General features: G+C 32.4%; 21 protein-coding genes and 1 tRNA gene. 11 read left to right on the top strand and 11 right to left on the bottom strand.

Features of this window, described 5'->3' with window-relative positions; all coding sequences use genetic code 11:
- Nucleotides 1–25 precede the first annotated feature (25 nt).
- The 8 genes from GC105_RS16910 to GC105_RS10555 all read right to left on the bottom strand — a co-directional run bounded on the left by GC105_RS16910 (nt 26) and on the right by GC105_RS10555 (nt 2,866).
- Nucleotides 26–178, bottom strand: a complete 153-nt coding sequence (locus tag GC105_RS16910) for a DUF6906 family protein (protein ID WP_193708380.1) — start codon at nt 176–178, stop codon at nt 26–28.
- Between the two features lie 15 nt (nt 179–193).
- Entirely contained in the window at nt 194–373 is a 180-nt protein-coding gene (locus GC105_RS10580) for a hypothetical protein (RefSeq protein WP_152804542.1), read from the bottom strand.
- Nucleotides 374–407: 34 nt separating this feature from the next.
- Entirely contained in the window at nt 408–611 is a 204-nt protein-coding gene (locus tag GC105_RS10575) for a hypothetical protein (RefSeq protein ID WP_152804540.1), read from the bottom strand.
- A 182-nt stretch (nt 612–793) separates the two neighbouring features.
- Entirely contained in the window at nt 794–961 is a 168-nt protein-coding gene (locus GC105_RS16905) for a hypothetical protein (RefSeq protein ID WP_193708379.1), read from the bottom strand.
- Between the two features lie 10 nt (nt 962–971).
- Complete coding sequence (locus tag GC105_RS10570; RefSeq protein WP_152804538.1) at nt 972–1,742, bottom strand: ORF6N domain-containing protein; 771 nt, start codon at nt 1,740–1,742, stop codon at nt 972–974.
- 13 nt (nt 1,743–1,755) lie between these two features.
- Complete coding sequence (locus GC105_RS10565) at nt 1,756–1,941, bottom strand: helix-turn-helix domain-containing protein (RefSeq protein ID WP_152804536.1); 186 nt, start codon at nt 1,939–1,941, stop codon at nt 1,756–1,758.
- A 16-nt stretch (nt 1,942–1,957) separates the two neighbouring features.
- A complete protein-coding gene (locus GC105_RS10560) occupies nt 1,958–2,626 on the bottom strand; it encodes a Rha family transcriptional regulator (RefSeq protein ID WP_152804534.1) in 669 nt (222 codons plus the stop codon).
- A 12-nt stretch (nt 2,627–2,638) separates the two neighbouring features.
- Nucleotides 2,639–2,866: a helix-turn-helix domain-containing protein gene (locus GC105_RS10555; RefSeq protein WP_152804532.1), complete on the bottom strand. Its 228-nt coding sequence runs from the start codon at nt 2,864–2,866 to the stop codon at nt 2,639–2,641.
- A gap of 148 nt (nt 2,867–3,014) precedes the next feature.
- Between GC105_RS10555 and GC105_RS17255 the strand changes: the two genes are divergently transcribed.
- Genes GC105_RS17255 through GC105_RS10540 form a run of 3 tightly spaced genes read left to right on the top strand, consistent with a single transcriptional unit; the run spans nt 3,015 to nt 5,328 of the window.
- Nucleotides 3,015–3,683: a helix-turn-helix domain-containing protein gene (locus GC105_RS17255; RefSeq protein WP_246169823.1), complete on the top strand. Its 669-nt coding sequence runs from the start codon at nt 3,015–3,017 to the stop codon at nt 3,681–3,683.
- 12 nt (nt 3,684–3,695) lie between these two features.
- Nucleotides 3,696–4,172, top strand: a complete 477-nt coding sequence (locus GC105_RS10545; RefSeq protein ID WP_152804530.1) for an ImmA/IrrE family metallo-endopeptidase — start codon at nt 3,696–3,698, stop codon at nt 4,170–4,172.
- The gene (locus GC105_RS10540; protein ID WP_152804528.1) at nt 4,165–5,328 is read left to right on the top strand and encodes a tyrosine-type recombinase/integrase; all 1,164 of its coding nucleotides are present in this window, start codon (nt 4,165–4,167) and stop codon (nt 5,326–5,328) included. Before GC105_RS10545 ends, GC105_RS10540 begins: the two co-directional genes overlap by 8 nt.
- 93 nt (nt 5,329–5,421) lie before the next feature.
- Here GC105_RS10540 and GC105_RS10535 read toward each other — a convergent pair.
- Nucleotides 5,422–5,498 (bottom strand) — tRNA-Arg (locus tag GC105_RS10535).
- A gap of 116 nt (nt 5,499–5,614) precedes the next feature.
- Between GC105_RS10535 and GC105_RS10530 the strand changes: the two genes are divergently transcribed.
- Nucleotides 5,615–6,223: an RsiV family protein gene (locus tag GC105_RS10530; protein ID WP_152804526.1), complete on the top strand. Its 609-nt coding sequence runs from the start codon at nt 5,615–5,617 to the stop codon at nt 6,221–6,223.
- A 20-nt stretch (nt 6,224–6,243) separates the two neighbouring features.
- Here the strand turns inward: GC105_RS10530 and GC105_RS10525 are convergent, their stop codons facing one another.
- Both GC105_RS10525 and GC105_RS10520 read right to left on the bottom strand, forming a co-directional pair.
- Complete coding sequence (locus GC105_RS10525; protein ID WP_207706973.1) at nt 6,244–6,921, bottom strand: YetF domain-containing protein; 678 nt, start codon at nt 6,919–6,921, stop codon at nt 6,244–6,246.
- Between the two features lie 106 nt (nt 6,922–7,027).
- Nucleotides 7,028–7,603: a xanthine phosphoribosyltransferase gene (locus GC105_RS10520; protein ID WP_152804522.1), complete on the bottom strand. Its 576-nt coding sequence runs from the start codon at nt 7,601–7,603 to the stop codon at nt 7,028–7,030.
- Between the two features lie 209 nt (nt 7,604–7,812).
- On the opposite strand from GC105_RS10520, the gene GC105_RS10515 reads away from it, so the two are divergent.
- The 7 genes from GC105_RS10515 (at nt 7,813) to aroB (ending at nt 16,450) form a co-directional block, all read left to right on the top strand.
- A complete protein-coding gene (locus tag GC105_RS10515; protein ID WP_193708378.1) occupies nt 7,813–9,114 on the top strand; it encodes a glutamate-cysteine ligase family protein in 1,302 nt (433 codons plus the stop codon).
- Nucleotides 9,111–10,442 (top strand): glutathionylspermidine synthase family protein, encoded by a 1,332-nt coding sequence (locus GC105_RS10510; protein ID WP_152804518.1) that lies wholly within the window; start codon nt 9,111–9,113, stop codon nt 10,440–10,442. The genes GC105_RS10515 and GC105_RS10510 overlap by 4 nt, the downstream gene beginning before the upstream one ends.
- A gap of 108 nt (nt 10,443–10,550) precedes the next feature.
- Entirely contained in the window at nt 10,551–11,648 is a 1,098-nt protein-coding gene (locus tag GC105_RS10505) for a BMP family ABC transporter substrate-binding protein (RefSeq protein WP_152804516.1), read from the top strand.
- A gap of 159 nt (nt 11,649–11,807) precedes the next feature.
- Entirely contained in the window at nt 11,808–13,364 is a 1,557-nt protein-coding gene (locus tag GC105_RS10500; RefSeq protein WP_425481531.1) for an ABC transporter ATP-binding protein, read from the top strand.
- Nucleotides 13,351–14,412 carry an ABC transporter permease gene (locus GC105_RS10495; RefSeq protein WP_152804512.1) on the top strand — a complete coding sequence of 354 codons (1,062 nt, stop codon included), beginning with the start codon at nt 13,351–13,353 and terminating at the stop codon, nt 14,410–14,412. The genes GC105_RS10500 and GC105_RS10495 overlap by 14 nt, the downstream gene beginning before the upstream one ends.
- Complete coding sequence (locus GC105_RS10490; protein WP_152804510.1) at nt 14,412–15,341, top strand: ABC transporter permease; 930 nt, start codon at nt 14,412–14,414, stop codon at nt 15,339–15,341. The genes GC105_RS10495 and GC105_RS10490 overlap by 1 nt, the downstream gene beginning before the upstream one ends.
- Nucleotides 15,342–15,358: 17 nt before the next feature.
- Entirely contained in the window at nt 15,359–16,450 is a 1,092-nt protein-coding gene (gene aroB / locus GC105_RS10485; protein WP_152804508.1) for a 3-dehydroquinate synthase, read from the top strand.

Raw genomic sequence — 16,450 nt, 5'->3', positions numbered from 1 at the left:
CTAAGATAAATATTGAATCCATCTGTCAGCACCTCACAGGTAAAATCTGTTTAGTGTCAATATTTAAAAACTCGAGTTTTTCAGTTGTTCGTTTAATTCTTAAAAATTTAGCTGGATCATACCCTTTCTCCTTAAGTAATTCTTTTTCCTTTAGAGTTAATTTTTTACCGTGTTTCAATATCTTCACTCCTTCTTAATTTGATGGTCCACACTCAACTTGTTCTTCGTAATATTGTTCTGCCCGGTCTAAAGCATCTTCGATATCCTGGGCGATATCTTCATCTAATGCGCAAAGTCTTTGGTAAGATGTTTTCATGTCTCTAATAATTTCTAATTGTTCTTCATTAGTTAAATCCAGATCATTAATGCTCATATGTACTTCATCCCTCCACCTAATAAAATTTTCATCAGCAGCCTCTTAAACATTCCATTAACATCTCCTTTACTAAAACCAGTGAGAATGTATCATCCGGATTAAAAGTATCAAGTTCTTTTAATATTCGCCTAACCATCTGGTCGCAACTAAGCGGTGGCTCTAACGGTTGGGGCTCGTCCCAAAACTCTTCAAACTTCTTTTGATTATTTGGTGTGTTTGTGTAGATATCAGCCATTACTATTCCTCCTTTTTAGTATTCAATGTCTCTAACCATACCGTTTTGAATATTCTTAAATCTTATGTACCGCGCCCCTTGCTCTATAGCTTTGAAGTGTCGAGGGTCTAAACGATAAAATCTTAATACACGTTTTTGATCAGCAGTTAAATGTTTAAGGAGCTTGTCTTTGTTTTTAGCTTTCATGACGTCACTTCTTTTACGAGTTTATTGTATTCCCGTCTAGAAATGATTGTTACGTCCTCTGGTTGTAGATCAAGTTGTATTGCAAGATTAATTTTTGTTTCTTCTTTCGTGCGATGTGTCAGAACAATACCTATTTGATTAGTACTTGTCCTAAAATGAATCATGTTTTCCCTCCTATGCTACATTATTTTTAATTGACATCTCTTTTACTATGGCGATGTACCCCTCAATTAACTTCTTATCATCGGCTATTACATCAAGTAGAGTAAGCTTGTCTCTCTTTGACTTACAAACACCCTCGTCGGCCATTCTACGCCTTTTGTTAGTTAATCTAGTTTTTATGTCTACGCCAAAACGTTCATTTAGCAGTTTGTAACTTTCTTCTCTTACATCCTTGATGTGGTCAAAACCGCCAATAGACATTGCAATTTTATTGATTAATGCGGTTGTATCTTTCCTCCAACTTGCAGGACTCAATGTAATCACGTCACGCATATTTTGAATTTCTTGTTTATTTTCTGCAATTAAAGTGTCTTGCTGTTTTTGCTTAAGTTCAATATTGATAAGTAGCTGTAATTGGGGACTGAGATTGTTTAAGTCACTTACAAGTTTTTTTCCTCTGAAATAAGTTTCTACTAACTCGTCGTATACTTCCCACGCTTTATCAGTATTTAATGATTTTGCATGGAGGAATGCTCCTTTTTCTGTCCAGAGATAGAGAGTTTTAGAATTTTTTAAACCTCGGTCAAATTGTCCCTGGTTGATGAAAGTGTTCTTTTCTTCGCCTTCTAAAGCAATATAATGTTTACCTTCTTGATACCTTTCTTTATTACGATTAAAATTCTTTGTAATTGTGTCTGTAGATGTTACATAACTTTCTGATAATTGTTGCGTCGTTAAAATTCTAATTTCGTTAAATTCGGTTACTTGTAAATCTTTACTCATTTGTTTTTCCTCCTTATAGTTTTCTACCTTCTCTTGTTGCTTGATTTAACCACTCTGCAAACAGGACCGTATTGATTTTTTTATATACTCCAATTTGTAATGCTGGGAGAGTAGGATCGCTGTGCACTAACTCATACAATCTGTTCCTACTGATACCAAAAACTTTTGCGGTCTCTGATACAGATAATAGTTGTTTCATTGATAGATCTCCTTTCTTACGCAGGGATTCGTATAACACTCACCTTATCAAAATACCTTATAAGCACTTTCTTTCTTTGTTCAAACTCTGGAATTGCAAGTATTAACCCTATATCTGCTCTTTGCAATGTCTCTATAGCTTTAATTTGTTCACCATTCAGATGCGGTCTTATACTTTTGCCTTTTGGAATATTGTTTTCTTTTCTGTACTTACTTGCGGACATTCCTAGCACAATTCTATTGATCATGTCAGCTTCATTGCTAAAGTGGTAATGCTTAGGTTCTTCGTGTGCCTCCATAATCGCTTGGGTAAAGGCAGGGTGTTCTAATTTGGCAGTATGTAAGGAGTAGATAAAGTTAGCCATTTGGTTAAATGCGTTAATGTATGATTCTTTAAATCTCATTGCCTTTTTCCCTGTGAATCCCATAGCCAAGATAGTGAATCCATCTCTCGTCAATAGATACTCTGGCAATTTTCTTCCAGTAGAATCTTTATATTTTGACTCGCCAAAATTGGCGGATGAAAACTCTTTGCTCACCCCAGAATCAGGGGCAGTAACTCTTGAAATATCCCTTAATAAGTGATCATGACGTTTATTGAACTTTTCAGCTACAACTCTACTGCTTACTACTGGAACACCTTTTCTTTCTGTCAGTCCATAGTCTTTAATTAATAATTCATTCATAGCCACACTCCATTAATTATTTTTAGTATCTTTTAAAGTTACTTGTTTTGTAAAAAAAATTTCACTCGGGTTTTCAATTCCAAGGAAATCAATCATTATTTGAATTTCATCACTACCAAATACACCTTTCTTCATCTTTTCATAAAATGTTTTTGGCGTGATTCCGATCTTTCCTGCAATCTGTTTCTGGGTGAGACCATTTTTAGTTATAATTCCTTTTAGTTCATTTGTTTTAATCAATTATTCCACCTCCTTATTATCAGTAACTTATTAAGTTACTTTAATTATACCACCCAAAAGTAACTTGTCAAGACATTTTTCTATTTACAAATAACATTTTTGTGATATAATTAAGTTACTTTAAACCAAATCCGAAGGAGAGATTCGTATGACTGTTGGCGATAGAATAAAAAAAATGAGAACTGATAAAGGAATGACCCAAGAGGAATTAGCTAAGTATATAGATTCCACCAAACAAAATATATATAAATATGAAAATAATATAGTAACCAATATTCCTTCAGATAAAATTGAAAAGATAGCAAGCGCACTGCAGGCTACCCCAACATATTTAATGGGGTGGGATCAAATAGATGAAGATTGCGACTTTTCAACTAATTTAATTGATACTCATTATAGGAGTTTGATGAATTGGAGCGAAGATAAATTATTAAAAAAGCATGAAGTGGCAATCATGAGAGGTCATATGGCAGATCTGTTTTTAAGATATAAACAATTAATAGAGAAATATGTCTACGCTCAACGGAGCTGGGATAGAGATAATGAAAGTTTTAGTAAATTTTATAAAGAAAAAGATGCCCCGCTAAGCGACGAAGAGATTAAAGAATTATTTTTAAAACAAGAATTGCAAAAAGGTATTGAAAATTTAACTAATTGGGTAAACGCTCTACCTTATTGGGTGACTAGAGAGGAGCAAAAGTACTTAAAAGATTTAGAATTACTAAAACATAATCACCTAACACCTATAGCTGCGCATAACGACAACGAATCGGAAGAGCAAATAGAATTAATGAAACAAGATCTTGACGAATTATAGAAAGGGGAGCTTATGGGGAAATACGAGAAACTTCTTAATGAAGCAGAGAATAAAGTAATTGTAATAGAGAAGTATTTTAAATCAGATGCTAAAGGGCTTTGCAAAGGCAGAAAAGTAGGCATTAGCAAAGCTATCCAAACATCTCATGAAAAAGTTTGTATTCTAGCAGAGGAACTTGGTCATTACTATACAACGTGTGGTGAAATAATAGATCAATCTATCTTGGATAACCGCAGGCAAGAAAGGAGAGCTAGGGCATGGGCGTATGAAAAACTCGTACCGATTTCTTCCTTTATAAATGCGTATGAAAGAAGACTACAAGGAAGGCATGAATTAGCGGAATTATTAGATGTTACTGAAGACTTTATTAATGAAGCGTTAGAGCATTATAAAGGAAAGTATGGTTTGTATATCAACATGGGGGAATACACTATAATGTTTGAGCCGCTGCATGTAATTAAAAAGATAAGAGGTGGAATGGATGGCTAAAAAAACTAACTATACTAAAAATGGAAACGACTACTTTAGGGTGACTCTCACCACGGGAAGAAATGAAGAAGGCAAGCCTATCAGAAAAGAGTTTTACGGATCATCAAAGAGGGATGCTGAAAGTAAAAGAAATGAGTATATTAAAATGAAGGAATTAGGAATTGATCCAAATCTAGCAAACCACTCTTTAAATGAAGCGATGCATACCTGGTTATGGGAAATAGAGAAAAGTAGCGGGCATAAAGCGTCAACATTTCAAAGATATGAAGGCATCTATAGAAATTACATTAAAGGTTCTGATATAGCTACTTTGAAAGTAGGAGATATTAGAGCCTTATCATTACAAAGATATTATAATAAGCTTGCTGAATTGGACAAGACTTATTCTCAAATCAATAACTTGAATAAGTTCTTAAGTAAATTCTTTAATTATGCCGTCAATGAAAAATACCTAATCGGTAATCCCTGCAGGAGCACGAATATTCCAGTTAGAAAAGTAGAATCTGAGATTGAGATATTTACTAATGGAGAAATCAAAAATATTATGGAAAAACTTGAGACTGATCGTATTGGTGTACTAACAAAATTAGCGTTAGGAACAGGCGCCAGGCTAGGTGAATTGTTGGCGCTTACATGGGATGACTTAGATTTAGATAATACGAATGTTGTTATAAATAAAAGTGCAAAAATGAATAAAATATTCAAGAACGAAAATGAGTGGGAATACGAAATCAAAGTTGATGATCCTAAAACTTACTCTTCTAACAGAAAGATACCATTTCCGTCAGAATTATTAGGGGATATTAAGAAACAAAGAATAAATAATAATATTGAGAAGTTAAAAGAAGGGGAGGGGTACGTAGAAAACAACCTAGTGTTTCCATCTCTCGCGGGTACCTTAATGGATGAAAGCAATGTAGGGAAGGCTCACAGAAAAATATTGAAAAAATCAGGTGTAGATCATAAGAAGTTTCACGCCTACCGTCATACTTTTGTAAGTGTAATGCAGTCAAGAGGTGTTCCGCTAGAAACGATATCTAAATTAATAGGGCATAAAACGTATAGAACAACAGTAGACACTTACCTTCACGTATCAATTGAAGATGCAGGACAAGCAATAAATAGGATGAATGATTTGTTCGTAAAGGCAAAATAAAAAGACTACTAATTGGCCTTAGTAATCTCGATGTGGGAATAATGTGGGAATACTTAAATTCCACTATGTAAAAAATGCTTGTATGTATTGATATGGTGCGCCCTGCAGGATTCGAACCTGCGGTCTCCCGGTTCGTAGCCGAATGCTCTATCCAGCTGAGCCAAGGGCGCGTAATTTTTATAGTGCAAATAATATTATACCATAAAAAAAATAATATTCAAATATATTTAACAATTCATGATTTTATAGAATATATTAAATTAAATATATTCAGGTGGTGAGTAAAATGTTGTTAATAAAGTTTCCTGTTGGAATAAGAAATCAATTGTTTACTACATATAACATTAATTTCTATTATCCAAGCGTATTTAATAATGTGAATATTGTAGCTCAAAATCGTATGAATTTTGCTGTTTATGAAAATATGAGAAGATTAAGTCTAGACCTTATTGTTCCTGACATACCTACTTATATTGATGGATCATTTGAAATCAAGAATAATCAAAAGGGTGTACTTAGTTTATCGTTGATTGGACTTGGAGACTTTAGAGGAGCTCATCCTATGACGATTATAAATTCTCTGAATTTTGATATTGATACAGGGAAGAACTATAAACTAGGAGAGCTTTTTAAACCCGATAGCAATTATATTGAAGTTTTGTCGAGAATGGTACTGGAACAATTAGAAATTCAAGAGATACCGTTGTTTGACGATTATCCAGGTATTAGTTCTAATCAAGATTATTATATAGCAGATAAAAGTTTAATAATCTATTTTCAGTTATATGAAATAGCTCCCTATTACGTTGGTTTTCCATATGCTATTATACCAATCTATGCAATACAAGATATTATAATAGAGGGCGGGCTACTTTCTAAAATGCTATCAGCCTAATTAGTTTACAAAGAGAAGGTCTAATATCCTTGTAGATATAGACCTTCTCCTTCTAGCCATTCTCCAAATAAAACTTCTTCTACTGAGGAGTAACCTTGTTTATTTATCTCAAGGGTAAGCCACGATTTACTATGACCTAGTAGAGTTAAGTTTTTCCAAACAATTTCACCATCTGATATGAGTGTAAGTGGCAGATAAATTTCCTTATCAGTAACATCATTTTTATCTTGTCTACGAGGCGTATCATATATATATTTTTTTAGAACATTTAATGTGCCATCTGTTTCTAAAATTGCATATTCTACTTCTCTCATAGTAAAGACGTCTCTTGACCTTAGTAAGTGCTGTAATTGATTCAGATCAAGATGGTTTTTTTTTAGTTCTTTAAAGGAAATTTTTCCTTTATTTATGAGTATAGAAGGTTTGCCCTCTAGAAAACCTCTAGTAGTTATAAACTTTTGAGTTATCCACTCGGTAATATAAATTAGCAAACCCCATAATGTCAGTGCAAATAAGATGCTAGAAACTCCTACTTCACTATCATAAAGTGCGTTACCTACTAGTTCGCTTAATACAATAGCTGATATAAAATCGAAAGGCGTAATTTGAGTAATTAAAGTCTTGCCTAAGATTTTTGTTATAGCGAATAGAGCGATAAAACTGACAACTAATTCTATAGCAATATTATAATAATGCACTAGATCACCTACCATATTACGATATGAATAGGTTGTACATAAAAATGAAATTTATCCTAAATAGTAAAGTATAAGCAAGTATTTATATAGGATTATAGAATAAAAATCAATTATTAAAAGTGATAATACCATCTTTAATAGATTTAATGCTTGCAAGGGATTCAACTTGTATTCCCATGCTCCTAAGAATGCTACCACCTTCTTGAAAACCTTTTTCTATTACAATTCCTGCTCCCACTAAAGTGGCGTTAGCCTGATCTATAATCTCCTTCATGCCGAGAATTGCTTTACCATTTGCCAAGAAGTCATCTATAATTAACAATTTGTCATTTGGATTTATGTACTTTTTTGATACCATAATTTTATAGCTTTTGTTTTTAGTAAAGGAAAAGACCTCACTAGAATATATATCTGAATCTAAATTTAAGGATTCTGTCTTTTTTGCAAACACAACGGGTATATTATTAAAATACTGTGCAGTAATAGCAGCTAAACCTATGCCAGAGGCTTCAATAGTTAGTATTTTTGTAATATCATATTGAGAAAATCTCTCTTTAAATGCTTTTCCTATTTCATTATATAAAGTAACGTCTATCTGATGATTAAGAAAAGAATCTACCTTTATGATGTCATCTCCAAATACACAACCATCCTTAAGAATTTTTTGTTTGAGTAAGTTCATTTTTTCCTCCTTATTATGTATATACAGTATAAGAGTACATACGATTCTATTATTATAACCTTTACTATAAGAAAAATAAATATGGGAATAATATTAAACTAAATTTACTTATACAAAAAATATGGTATGATTTAACTAGAGAAGAGAAAATTATAGTAAAACGAAGGCTGTAAGTGGAAATGCATTATATTTTGAAGGGAGTTCTTGCTATGAACTTTTATGAAGTCAATCTACATAATATAGTAGAATATATAAAAAAAGGTGAAAAATCTAAAGATAATTTAACTATTGGTTTAGAATTCGAGCATATTATCGTAGATAAAGAGAGTTTTAAATCTATCAGTTTTGAAGATGGCATTATATTTATTATGGAGAAGTTATTGCTACATGGATGGAAGAAATCAGATAATGAACCATGGTTGTTAAATCTAGTAAAAAATGAAGATAATATTTCATTAGAACCAGGTGCTCAGTTTGAATTAAGTATGAAAAATTGTACTACAATAAAAGAAATCAAAGAGAGATACTTTTCTTTTGTTAATGACATTCTTCCAATATTAGACGAAAGCAATTACTATTTGTTGTCCATTGGCTATCGACCAATTGAAAAAATAAAAGATATTTCCATAATACCAAAATTGCGTTATAAACATATGTCTGAATATTTAAGTCAAAAGGGGAAATATGCACTAAATATGATGAAAGGGTCTGCCAGTCTTCAATTATCTGTGGATTATACTGATGAAGAAGACTATATCAAAAAAAATAAGGTGGCAAACTATCTTTCGCCAGCTATATCGTTGTTGTTTGATAACACGCCAATATTTGAAGGAGAAGTATTCGATGGGAATACACCAAGGGTAGAAATATGGAATAACATGGATAATGATCGTAGTAGAATTGCTCCAGGTGTGTTTGAAAAAGAATTTGGATATAAAGATTATGCAGAGTATGTTCTAAACCGCCCAAGTATTATATCTTTATTAGGTGGAAATTATGTATATACAGGAGAAAAGCTAATAAAAGATGTCTATAAGGATATAGAACTAGATGAGAGACAAATTGAGCACTTATTATCGATGTTCTTCCCAGATGTTAGAACTAAAAGGTATATTGAAATTAGAATGACAGATAGTGTACCTTATCCATATAATATTGCAGCAGCAGCCTTATGGAAGGGAATATTATATGATGATACGAATTTAAACTATTTCTATAATCAGGCAAAAGACTACTCGGATCATCAAGTAGAGTGTTTGAAAGATTGTATGATTAAAAACGACGATATTGCCTTAGTTACATTAGATGACATGATAAACGATATTTTAAGTAAGTCCATGAATGCATTAGATGATGAAGATAAAGCGTATTTAAAGCCATTATTAAAACTCAACAAAAATCATTATAATTTAGCTACCTATATAAAAAGCGAACTAAAAAATGGAATACCTACAGCACTAGAGATAAATGCATTGTCAATCAAGAATATTAATGGAAGAGGAATTATATGAATATAAACATTGCATATAAAGAAGAATTAAAAACAGACCCTTCTTTATACGAAAAAGAGTTTGATGAAGTAATAAAAAAAGTAAAGAATTCTACAGCTATATACAATGGAGTACCAATCGATACATTGTTTATGCCCAAGTTTTTTAGTGAATATCAAATTGAAAAGTTTCGTATATTGACAATTCAAATGATCGAGATAATAGAAAAAGTTATTGTAGAATATATAAATAATGCTATGTATAGAAAACTATTTCCTTTTACACAACAAATAGAAGAGTTAATTTTAATAGAACATGGGTTTACTAGTACTGTGCCTATATCTAGGATAGATTTTTTTTATAATGAAAACAATGAAGAATTTAAGTTTTGTGAGTTTAACACAGACGGTGCATCTGCTATGAACGAAGATAGGGAATTAACAGAGATATTTGCTGAAACAACTATTTTAGAGAAATTATCTAACTCATATAGTATAAAGCCATTTGAACTTATCGATAGTTGGATTGACGAGCTGTTAGCTATATATAAGACTTCGAAAGATCCTAAAGAAAAACCAGTAATAGCTATTATAGATTTTTTAGATAAAGCAACTTTAGAGGAATTTATCGTATTTAAAGAATTCATTGAGAAAAGAGGAATTACTGCGATAATTGCAGATATAAGAGAAGTTGATTTTGATGGCAAAAAATTAAGTCATAATGGACAAGCTATTGATCTTGTATATCGTAGGGCTGTGACTACAGAGATAAATACAAATTATGCCCAAGTTAGTAGTTTTATTAATGCGTGTAAAAGTGGTGAGGTTTGTATTGTTGGGCCTATAAAAACACAAGTTGTTCATAATAAGATGATTTTTAAGATTCTGCACATGAATGAAACTTTTGAATTTTTAGATGAGAAAGAGATAAATTTCATTAAAAAGCACATTCCTTTAACTAAAATACTTTGTGATAATGAGGTCGATGTAGAAGAAGTAATAAAAGAAAAGGACAAGTGGATTATAAAACCTATAGATTTATATGGTTCGAAAGGCGTTTATGCAGGGCTAGATTTTCAGACATTAGATTGGGAGAAAAAAATAAAAGAATGCATAGGTAAAGATTATTTAATACAAGAGTATTATTCGCCTTATATGTCGGAGTTTCCTGTTTTTAAAGATGGGAAAATGTATCTCGAAGAATTTAAAAATATAACGGGTGTGTATGTATACAATGGCAAAATGAAAGGGATTTTATCCCGGGCAGGACAAAAAGCGGTAATATCTGGAATAAATCAGGGAGTTACTTTGCCAACTTTTGTATATAATACCTTAGAAAAAAATAGTTGAAAAATGATTAGAAACCTCATATAATAGAAATGTCGAATATTAAGATGCAATACTTAAAAAATGTACGTGATTATATGGGACGTATAAGTTAAAACAAGGGGGAAGAAAATGAAAAGATTTAGTATTTTATTATTAATAGCAGCACTATTAGCGGCTACTTCATTAGGATGTACTCAAGATTCTGCAGGAAGTGATGCAGAAGAAGTTGTAGCAGGATTTATTTATGTAGGACCAGTAAATGATGGGGGTTATACTACTGCCCATGATAACGGAAGAATTTACTTAGAAGAACGTCTAGGTGATAAAGTAAAGACTATATATAAAGAAAATGTTCCAGAAGAAAAAGGTGAAGTAGTAAAAGTTATTAGAGAAATGGTAGATCAAGGTGCTAATATCATTTTCACTACTAGTTTTGGACATATGGATGGTACATTAGAAGCAGCAAAAGAATTTCCAAAGGTTCAGTTTGCACACTGTTCAGGCTATCAAACAGCTGAAAATATGACAAACTATTTTGGAAGAATGTATGAAGCACGATATTTATCTGGTATAGTAGCAGGATTAAAAACAGAAAGCAACAAAATAGCATATGTTGGAGCATTCCCAATACCGGAAGTTATTAGAGGTATTAATGCTTTTACTTTAGGAGTTAAATCAGTTAATCCTGATGCAGAAGTTCACGTTAGATGGACAAATACTTGGTATGATCCAGCTGCTGAAAAAGCTGCAGCTGATGCATTGCTTGCAGAAGGCAGTGACGTGACATCACAACATCAAGATTCAACAGCGACAATGATTGCGGCACAAGAAAATGGAGTATTTTCTATTGGATATAATGTAAGTGCAGCTGAATCAGTGCCAGACGCGTATATTACAGCGCCAATGTGGAACTGGGGAATCTATTACGCAGATGCAGTACAAGATGTAATTGATGGAACTTGGACTAATACACCTTACTGGGAAGGTATGGATTCTGGTATTGTATACTTAGATGAATTGACAGGATTGGCTCCTGAAAATGCATCAGATGAAGTAGGAAAAGCTCAACAAGAAATTATATCAGGGAATTTTAAAGTATTTGCTGGTGAGATAAAAGATCAAGATGGAGAAGTAAGAGTAAAAGACGGAGACGAACTCTCTGATGAAGAATTACTAAGTTTTGACTGGTTTGTAGAAGGTGTAGTAGGTAGAATACCTTCAAATTAATTAACGTCGCTCATAGACCTAAATGAGAAACATTTTAAATATAAATCTACTAAGGTAGAATATAAAGAGCTTTAAAATGCAAATCATTATACAAGTGAGGACAAGGTTAACCTTGTCCTCACTTGTATAGATTAATTAAATAGTTAAAACTAAAATTAGATGTCATCAATAGTGGACGAAGGTGAGACAATGGAAAACATAATAGTGAAAATGAATCATATATCAAAATCTTTTGGAAGTGTAAAAGCCTTAAACAAGGTTAATTTAGAATTGTTCAAAGGTGAAGTCCACTCGTTATTGGGTGAAAATGGTGCAGGCAAGAGTTCCCTTATGAATATTCTTTCTGGAATATACATGCCTGATGAAGGCGAACTAAGTATTAAAGGAAAAGATTTAGTATTACGCTCACCTAAGGATGCCATTGATTTAGGAATAGGGATGATACATCAACATTTCAAATTGGTTGAAGTGTTAACAGCTAAAGAAAATATTATCGCAGGGTATAATAAAGGAATTTTTGTTAAACACGAAGAACTGTCTAAAAAAATAAAAGAGACATCTGCAAAGTATGGATTAGAGATTGACCCAGATAAAAAAGTGTATAACATGTCAGTAGCAGAAAAACAAAGAGTTGAAATTCTAAAAGTTCTATATAGAGGAGCAGATATATTAATTTTAGATGAACCTACAGCAGTGCTTACTCCTCAGGAAACAGAAGGATTGTTTGATATAGTAAGGAATATGACTAAACACGGATGTGCTGTAGTTATTATCACTCATAAGTTAAATGAAGTAATGGAAATAAGTGATAAAATCACTATATTAAGAAAAGGTGAATCAATAAGAACAGTATTGAAAGAAGAAACTGATGTAAATGAACTCACTGAATTAATGGTAGGTAGAGCTGTAGATTTATCCATACAAAGAGCACCATTAGGTAAGAGAAAAAAAGTTATGGAAATAAAAAACATGACTGTATTAAATTTCGATAAAACCAAAGCAGTTGATAATATAAGTTTTGATATGTTAAGTGGAGAAATACTTGGAGTAGCAGGCATTGCTGGAAGCGGTCAAAAAGAACTGTGTGAATCTTTAGCAGGACTTATGCATATTCACAGTGGCGATGTTATTTACAGAGGAAATAGCTTAAAAGGTAAAAATCCTGCAGACATTATAAGGATGGGTATAAGCATGAGTTTTGTTCCAGAGGACAGACTTGGAATGGGTTTAGTTGGATCTATGGATATAGTTGACAATGTACTACTTAAAGAATATCAAAAGACTATTGGATTTATGTTAAAGAAAAGAACATCGAAAGAAAAAGCTCAAACCATTGTAGATGCGTTAAATATTTCTACGCCTAGTACTGATAAACATCCAGTTAAGTTGCTTTCTGGAGGAAATATTCAGAAGGTATTGTTAGGTAGGGAGATTGCTGCTAATCCAGAGGTAATTATTACGGCATATCCATCGAGGGGATTAGATATAGGTTCTTCTATGCTGGTTTACGATTTACTAAATGAACAAAAGCAAAAAGAAGTAGCAATTCTGTATATTGGTGAAGATTTAGATGTACTAATGGAACTTTGTGATCGAATAATGGTGTTGTACAATGGAACGATAACTGGCATTGTAGATGCAAAAACATCTACAAGAGAACAATTGGGTTTACTTATGTCAGGCGTAGTGGAGGATAACTTGGATGAGAATAGCTAAAAGAGATGAACTCACAGGCAAGAGTGTAGCAATTATTCGAATACTAGCAATTTTGGCAGCACTAGTTATAAGTGGTATATTTTTAATTATTGTAGGTGAAAACCCACTTCAAATATATATATCTATGGTGGATGGAGCTTTGGGGTCAGGATTTAGAATAAGAGAAACCATACATACTACTATTCCACTTCTTGTAACATCATTAGGTATTATGATAGCATTTAAGATGAAATTTTGGAACATCGGTGCTGAGGGGCAAATATATATGGGGGCATTTGGTGCTACATATTTTGCTCTGAATTTTTCTTATCTGCCAAAACCAATTTTACTAATTTTAATGGCTCTTGGTGCAATGATAATGGGAGGGATTTGGCTGCTTATACCTGCACTTTTCAAAGCAAAATTCGGTACTAATGAAACGCTTTTTACTTTGATGTTAAACTACGTTGCAATTAAGTGGATAACATTTCTTCAATTTAGCTTATGGAAGGATCCTAATGCTATGGGCTTTCCTAGAATGGCAAATTTTACTGAAAATGCAATGCTACCAAAATTATTTGGTGTGCATATAGGATGGGTTGTTGCACTTATCCTAGTAGGATTTATATACGTTTTTATGAACCATACAAAGACGGGTTATGAAGTATCAGTCATTGGCGAAAGTGAAGATACTGCAAGGTATGCAGGTATCAATATAAAAAAGACAATAATTAGAACTATGTTTATAGGTGGCGGAATTTGTGGACTTGCTGGTATGATTCAAGTTGCTGGAATTAGTGGGACTCTCTCTGTAGAATTAAGTAGAGGTGTTGGATTTACAGCTATTATTACTACTTGGCTTTCGGGATTAAGTGCTCCAGTAGTAGTTATCGCTTCATTATTATTTGCGATTTTGGAGCAAGGTGGCTCATTTATACAAACTGTTTATCAAATACCATCTTCAGTAGCTCAAATATTACAAGCATTAATACTATTTTTCGTATTAGGTAGTGAATTTAATATAAAATACAAATTAGTACCAACTAAAAAAAGTAAGGGGGGGATTTGATGTTAGTATCCTTTCTCCATGCAACAGTGCAAGCAGGAACTCCACTTTTATTTGCCACATTGGGTGAAATCTTATCACAAAAGGTAGGCAATTTAAATTTAGGAGTAGAAGGTATGATGATAATGGGTTCAGTAATGGGGTTTATAGTAGGATACAATACTGGAGATCCAATGCTAGCTCTATTAGCTGCGGCAGCAGCAGGTGCATTAGGTGCATTGATATATGCATTTCTTACAGTAACATTAAAGGCAAATCAAGAAGTTACAGGTCTTACCTTAACCATATTTGGCACAGGTTTTGCTAGTTTCCTTGGACACAATGTGGTAGGATATAGATTACCAGATGCGATAAATAATTTCTTTTTAAGAATACCAATACCTTTACTAAAAGATATTCCGTTTATAGGAGAGATATTATTTAATCAAAATATCTTTATATATTTTGGATATCTTGCAGTAGTATTATTAGGTGTTCTTTTGTATAAAACTAATTTAGGTTTAAATATTAGAATGATAGGTGAGAATGCTGCGGCTGCTGATGCTAATGGAATAAATATTGTCAAGTATAAATATACTTTCATTACATTAGGTGGTGCACTATGTGGTTTAGGTGGAGCCTATTTATCTTTAGTATATGTACCAGTATGGCAAGAAAATATTACTTCTGGAGTTGGATGGATTGCAGTAGCACTAGTTATTTTCTCCGTATGGAATCCCTACAGAGCTATATTCGGAGCCTATTTTTTTGGAGGTTTAAGCATAGTCGGATTTAGACTTCAAGCTTTTAATTTACCCATATCAATATACTTGCTAGATATGTTGCCATATATATCTACAATAATAGTATTGATTATTATGTCTATTAAAAAAAGCAAAGAAAATAAAGCCCCAAGTGAATTAGGTCATGCCTACTTTAGAGAAGAACGATAAAATAATCAATCATTACAATGGAGGTGATTTTTATCAAAGATATAACAGTGAATGTAAATAGAGATTATAACTATAATATCGTAATTCAAAAAGGTTTACTTCAAAACTTAGATTGTTTTAAAGACATATTTGATAACTATGGTAAGGTTATAATAATATCGGATACCAATGTCGCTAAGCTATATTTAAATGATGTCATGGAATCTATCAAATCTATGGGTTGTGTGATCCATGAAATAATAATTGATTCTGGTGAAAAAAGTAAAACTCTAGATAAAGCCTATGACATATACGAAAAATTATTACAATACAACGCAACTAGGGGCGATTTAATGATTGCTCTTGGCGGTGGTGTAGTTGGAGATTTAACTGGATACTGCGCTTCAACTTATTTAAGAGGGTTAGACTTTATTCAAATACCAACTAGCCTATTGGCACAGGTAGATAGCAGTGTTGGTGGTAAAGTTGGTGTTAATTTAAAGCAAGGTAAAAATTTAATAGGTAGTTTTTATCAACCTAAATTAGTAATTATAGATTCTAATACACTACAAACATTACCCGAGAGAGTTTTTGCAGATGGGATGGCTGAAGTTATCAAGTATGGATGCATATACGATGACGTATTGTTTGAAAAACTATTAAAAATTAATAAAAATAATTTGATGGAAATAATCGATGAAGTAATCGAAACTTGTTGTAATATTAAAAAAGAAGTTGTAGAGAAAGATGAAATGGAAAAAAACCTGCGAAGGATTCTAAATTTTGGTCATACATTAGGACATGTTGTAGAAAGTTATTTTCATTTAGAAAAGTATACACATGGTGAGAGTGTTGCATTAGGAATGTATGCTTTTGCCCAACTAGGAGAAAAGAAGGGCATTACAAAAGTAGGGACTAGTAGTTCTATTAAATCCATTTTAAAAAAGTATGGATTACCAACTGATTTTCCTAAATTAGATAGAGATAAGGTATTAGATATTGTAAGTAAGGATAAAAAATTCGAAGGATCTCATATACATTTAGTCTTATTAGAATGTATTGGGAAAACTAAAATACAAACTATAGAGAATTACCAGATAGAAGAGTATATTTTGAATAGGGGGGAATAA

Source organism: Alkalibaculum sporogenes (assembly GCF_009362815.1).
Lineage (GTDB): Bacteria > Bacillota > Clostridia > Eubacteriales > Alkalibacteraceae > Alkalibaculum_A > Alkalibaculum_A sporogenes.
The sequence above is the reverse complement of the archived record's forward strand: the minus strand, read 5'-3'. Positions and strand labels throughout refer to the sequence as shown.

What these genes read in the sequence shown, in the direction of transcription:
- GC105_RS10530 (WP_152804526.1), top strand. Translation starts at nt 5,615, where the DNA reads ATGTTGTTAATAAAGTTTCCTGTTGGAATAAGAAATCAATTGTTTACT.
- GC105_RS10575 (WP_152804540.1), bottom strand. Translation starts at nt 611, where the DNA reads ATGGCTGATATCTACACAAACACACCAAATAATCAAAAGAAGTTTGAA.
- GC105_RS10560 (WP_152804534.1), bottom strand. Translation starts at nt 2,626, where the DNA reads ATGAATGAATTATTAATTAAAGACTATGGACTGACAGAAAGAAAAGGT.
- GC105_RS17255 (WP_246169823.1), top strand. Translation starts at nt 3,015, where the DNA reads ATGACTGTTGGCGATAGAATAAAAAAAATGAGAACTGATAAAGGAATG.
- GC105_RS10580 (WP_152804542.1), bottom strand. Translation starts at nt 373, where the DNA reads ATGAGCATTAATGATCTGGATTTAACTAATGAAGAACAATTAGAAATT.
- GC105_RS10500 (WP_425481531.1), top strand. Translation starts at nt 11,808, where the DNA reads ATGTCATCAATAGTGGACGAAGGTGAGACAATGGAAAACATAATAGTG.
- GC105_RS10510 (WP_152804518.1), top strand. Translation starts at nt 9,111, where the DNA reads ATGAATATAAACATTGCATATAAAGAAGAATTAAAAACAGACCCTTCT.
- GC105_RS10545 (WP_152804530.1), top strand. Translation starts at nt 3,696, where the DNA reads ATGGGGAAATACGAGAAACTTCTTAATGAAGCAGAGAATAAAGTAATT.
- GC105_RS10515 (WP_193708378.1), top strand. Translation starts at nt 7,813, where the DNA reads ATGAACTTTTATGAAGTCAATCTACATAATATAGTAGAATATATAAAA.
- GC105_RS10505 (WP_152804516.1), top strand. Translation starts at nt 10,551, where the DNA reads ATGAAAAGATTTAGTATTTTATTATTAATAGCAGCACTATTAGCGGCT.
- GC105_RS10565 (WP_152804536.1), bottom strand. Translation starts at nt 1,941, where the DNA reads ATGAAACAACTATTATCTGTATCAGAGACCGCAAAAGTTTTTGGTATC.
- GC105_RS10540 (WP_152804528.1), top strand. Translation starts at nt 4,165, where the DNA reads ATGGCTAAAAAAACTAACTATACTAAAAATGGAAACGACTACTTTAGG.
- GC105_RS16905 (WP_193708379.1), bottom strand. Translation starts at nt 961, where the DNA reads ATGATTCATTTTAGGACAAGTACTAATCAAATAGGTATTGTTCTGACA.
- GC105_RS10490 (WP_152804510.1), top strand. Translation starts at nt 14,412, where the DNA reads ATGTTAGTATCCTTTCTCCATGCAACAGTGCAAGCAGGAACTCCACTT.
- GC105_RS10495 (WP_152804512.1), top strand. Translation starts at nt 13,351, where the DNA reads ATGAGAATAGCTAAAAGAGATGAACTCACAGGCAAGAGTGTAGCAATT.
- aroB (WP_152804508.1), top strand. Translation starts at nt 15,359, where the DNA reads ATGGAGGTGATTTTTATCAAAGATATAACAGTGAATGTAAATAGAGAT.
- GC105_RS10520 (WP_152804522.1), bottom strand. Translation starts at nt 7,603, where the DNA reads ATGAACTTACTCAAACAAAAAATTCTTAAGGATGGTTGTGTATTTGGA.
- GC105_RS10570 (WP_152804538.1), bottom strand. Translation starts at nt 1,742, where the DNA reads ATGAGTAAAGATTTACAAGTAACCGAATTTAACGAAATTAGAATTTTA.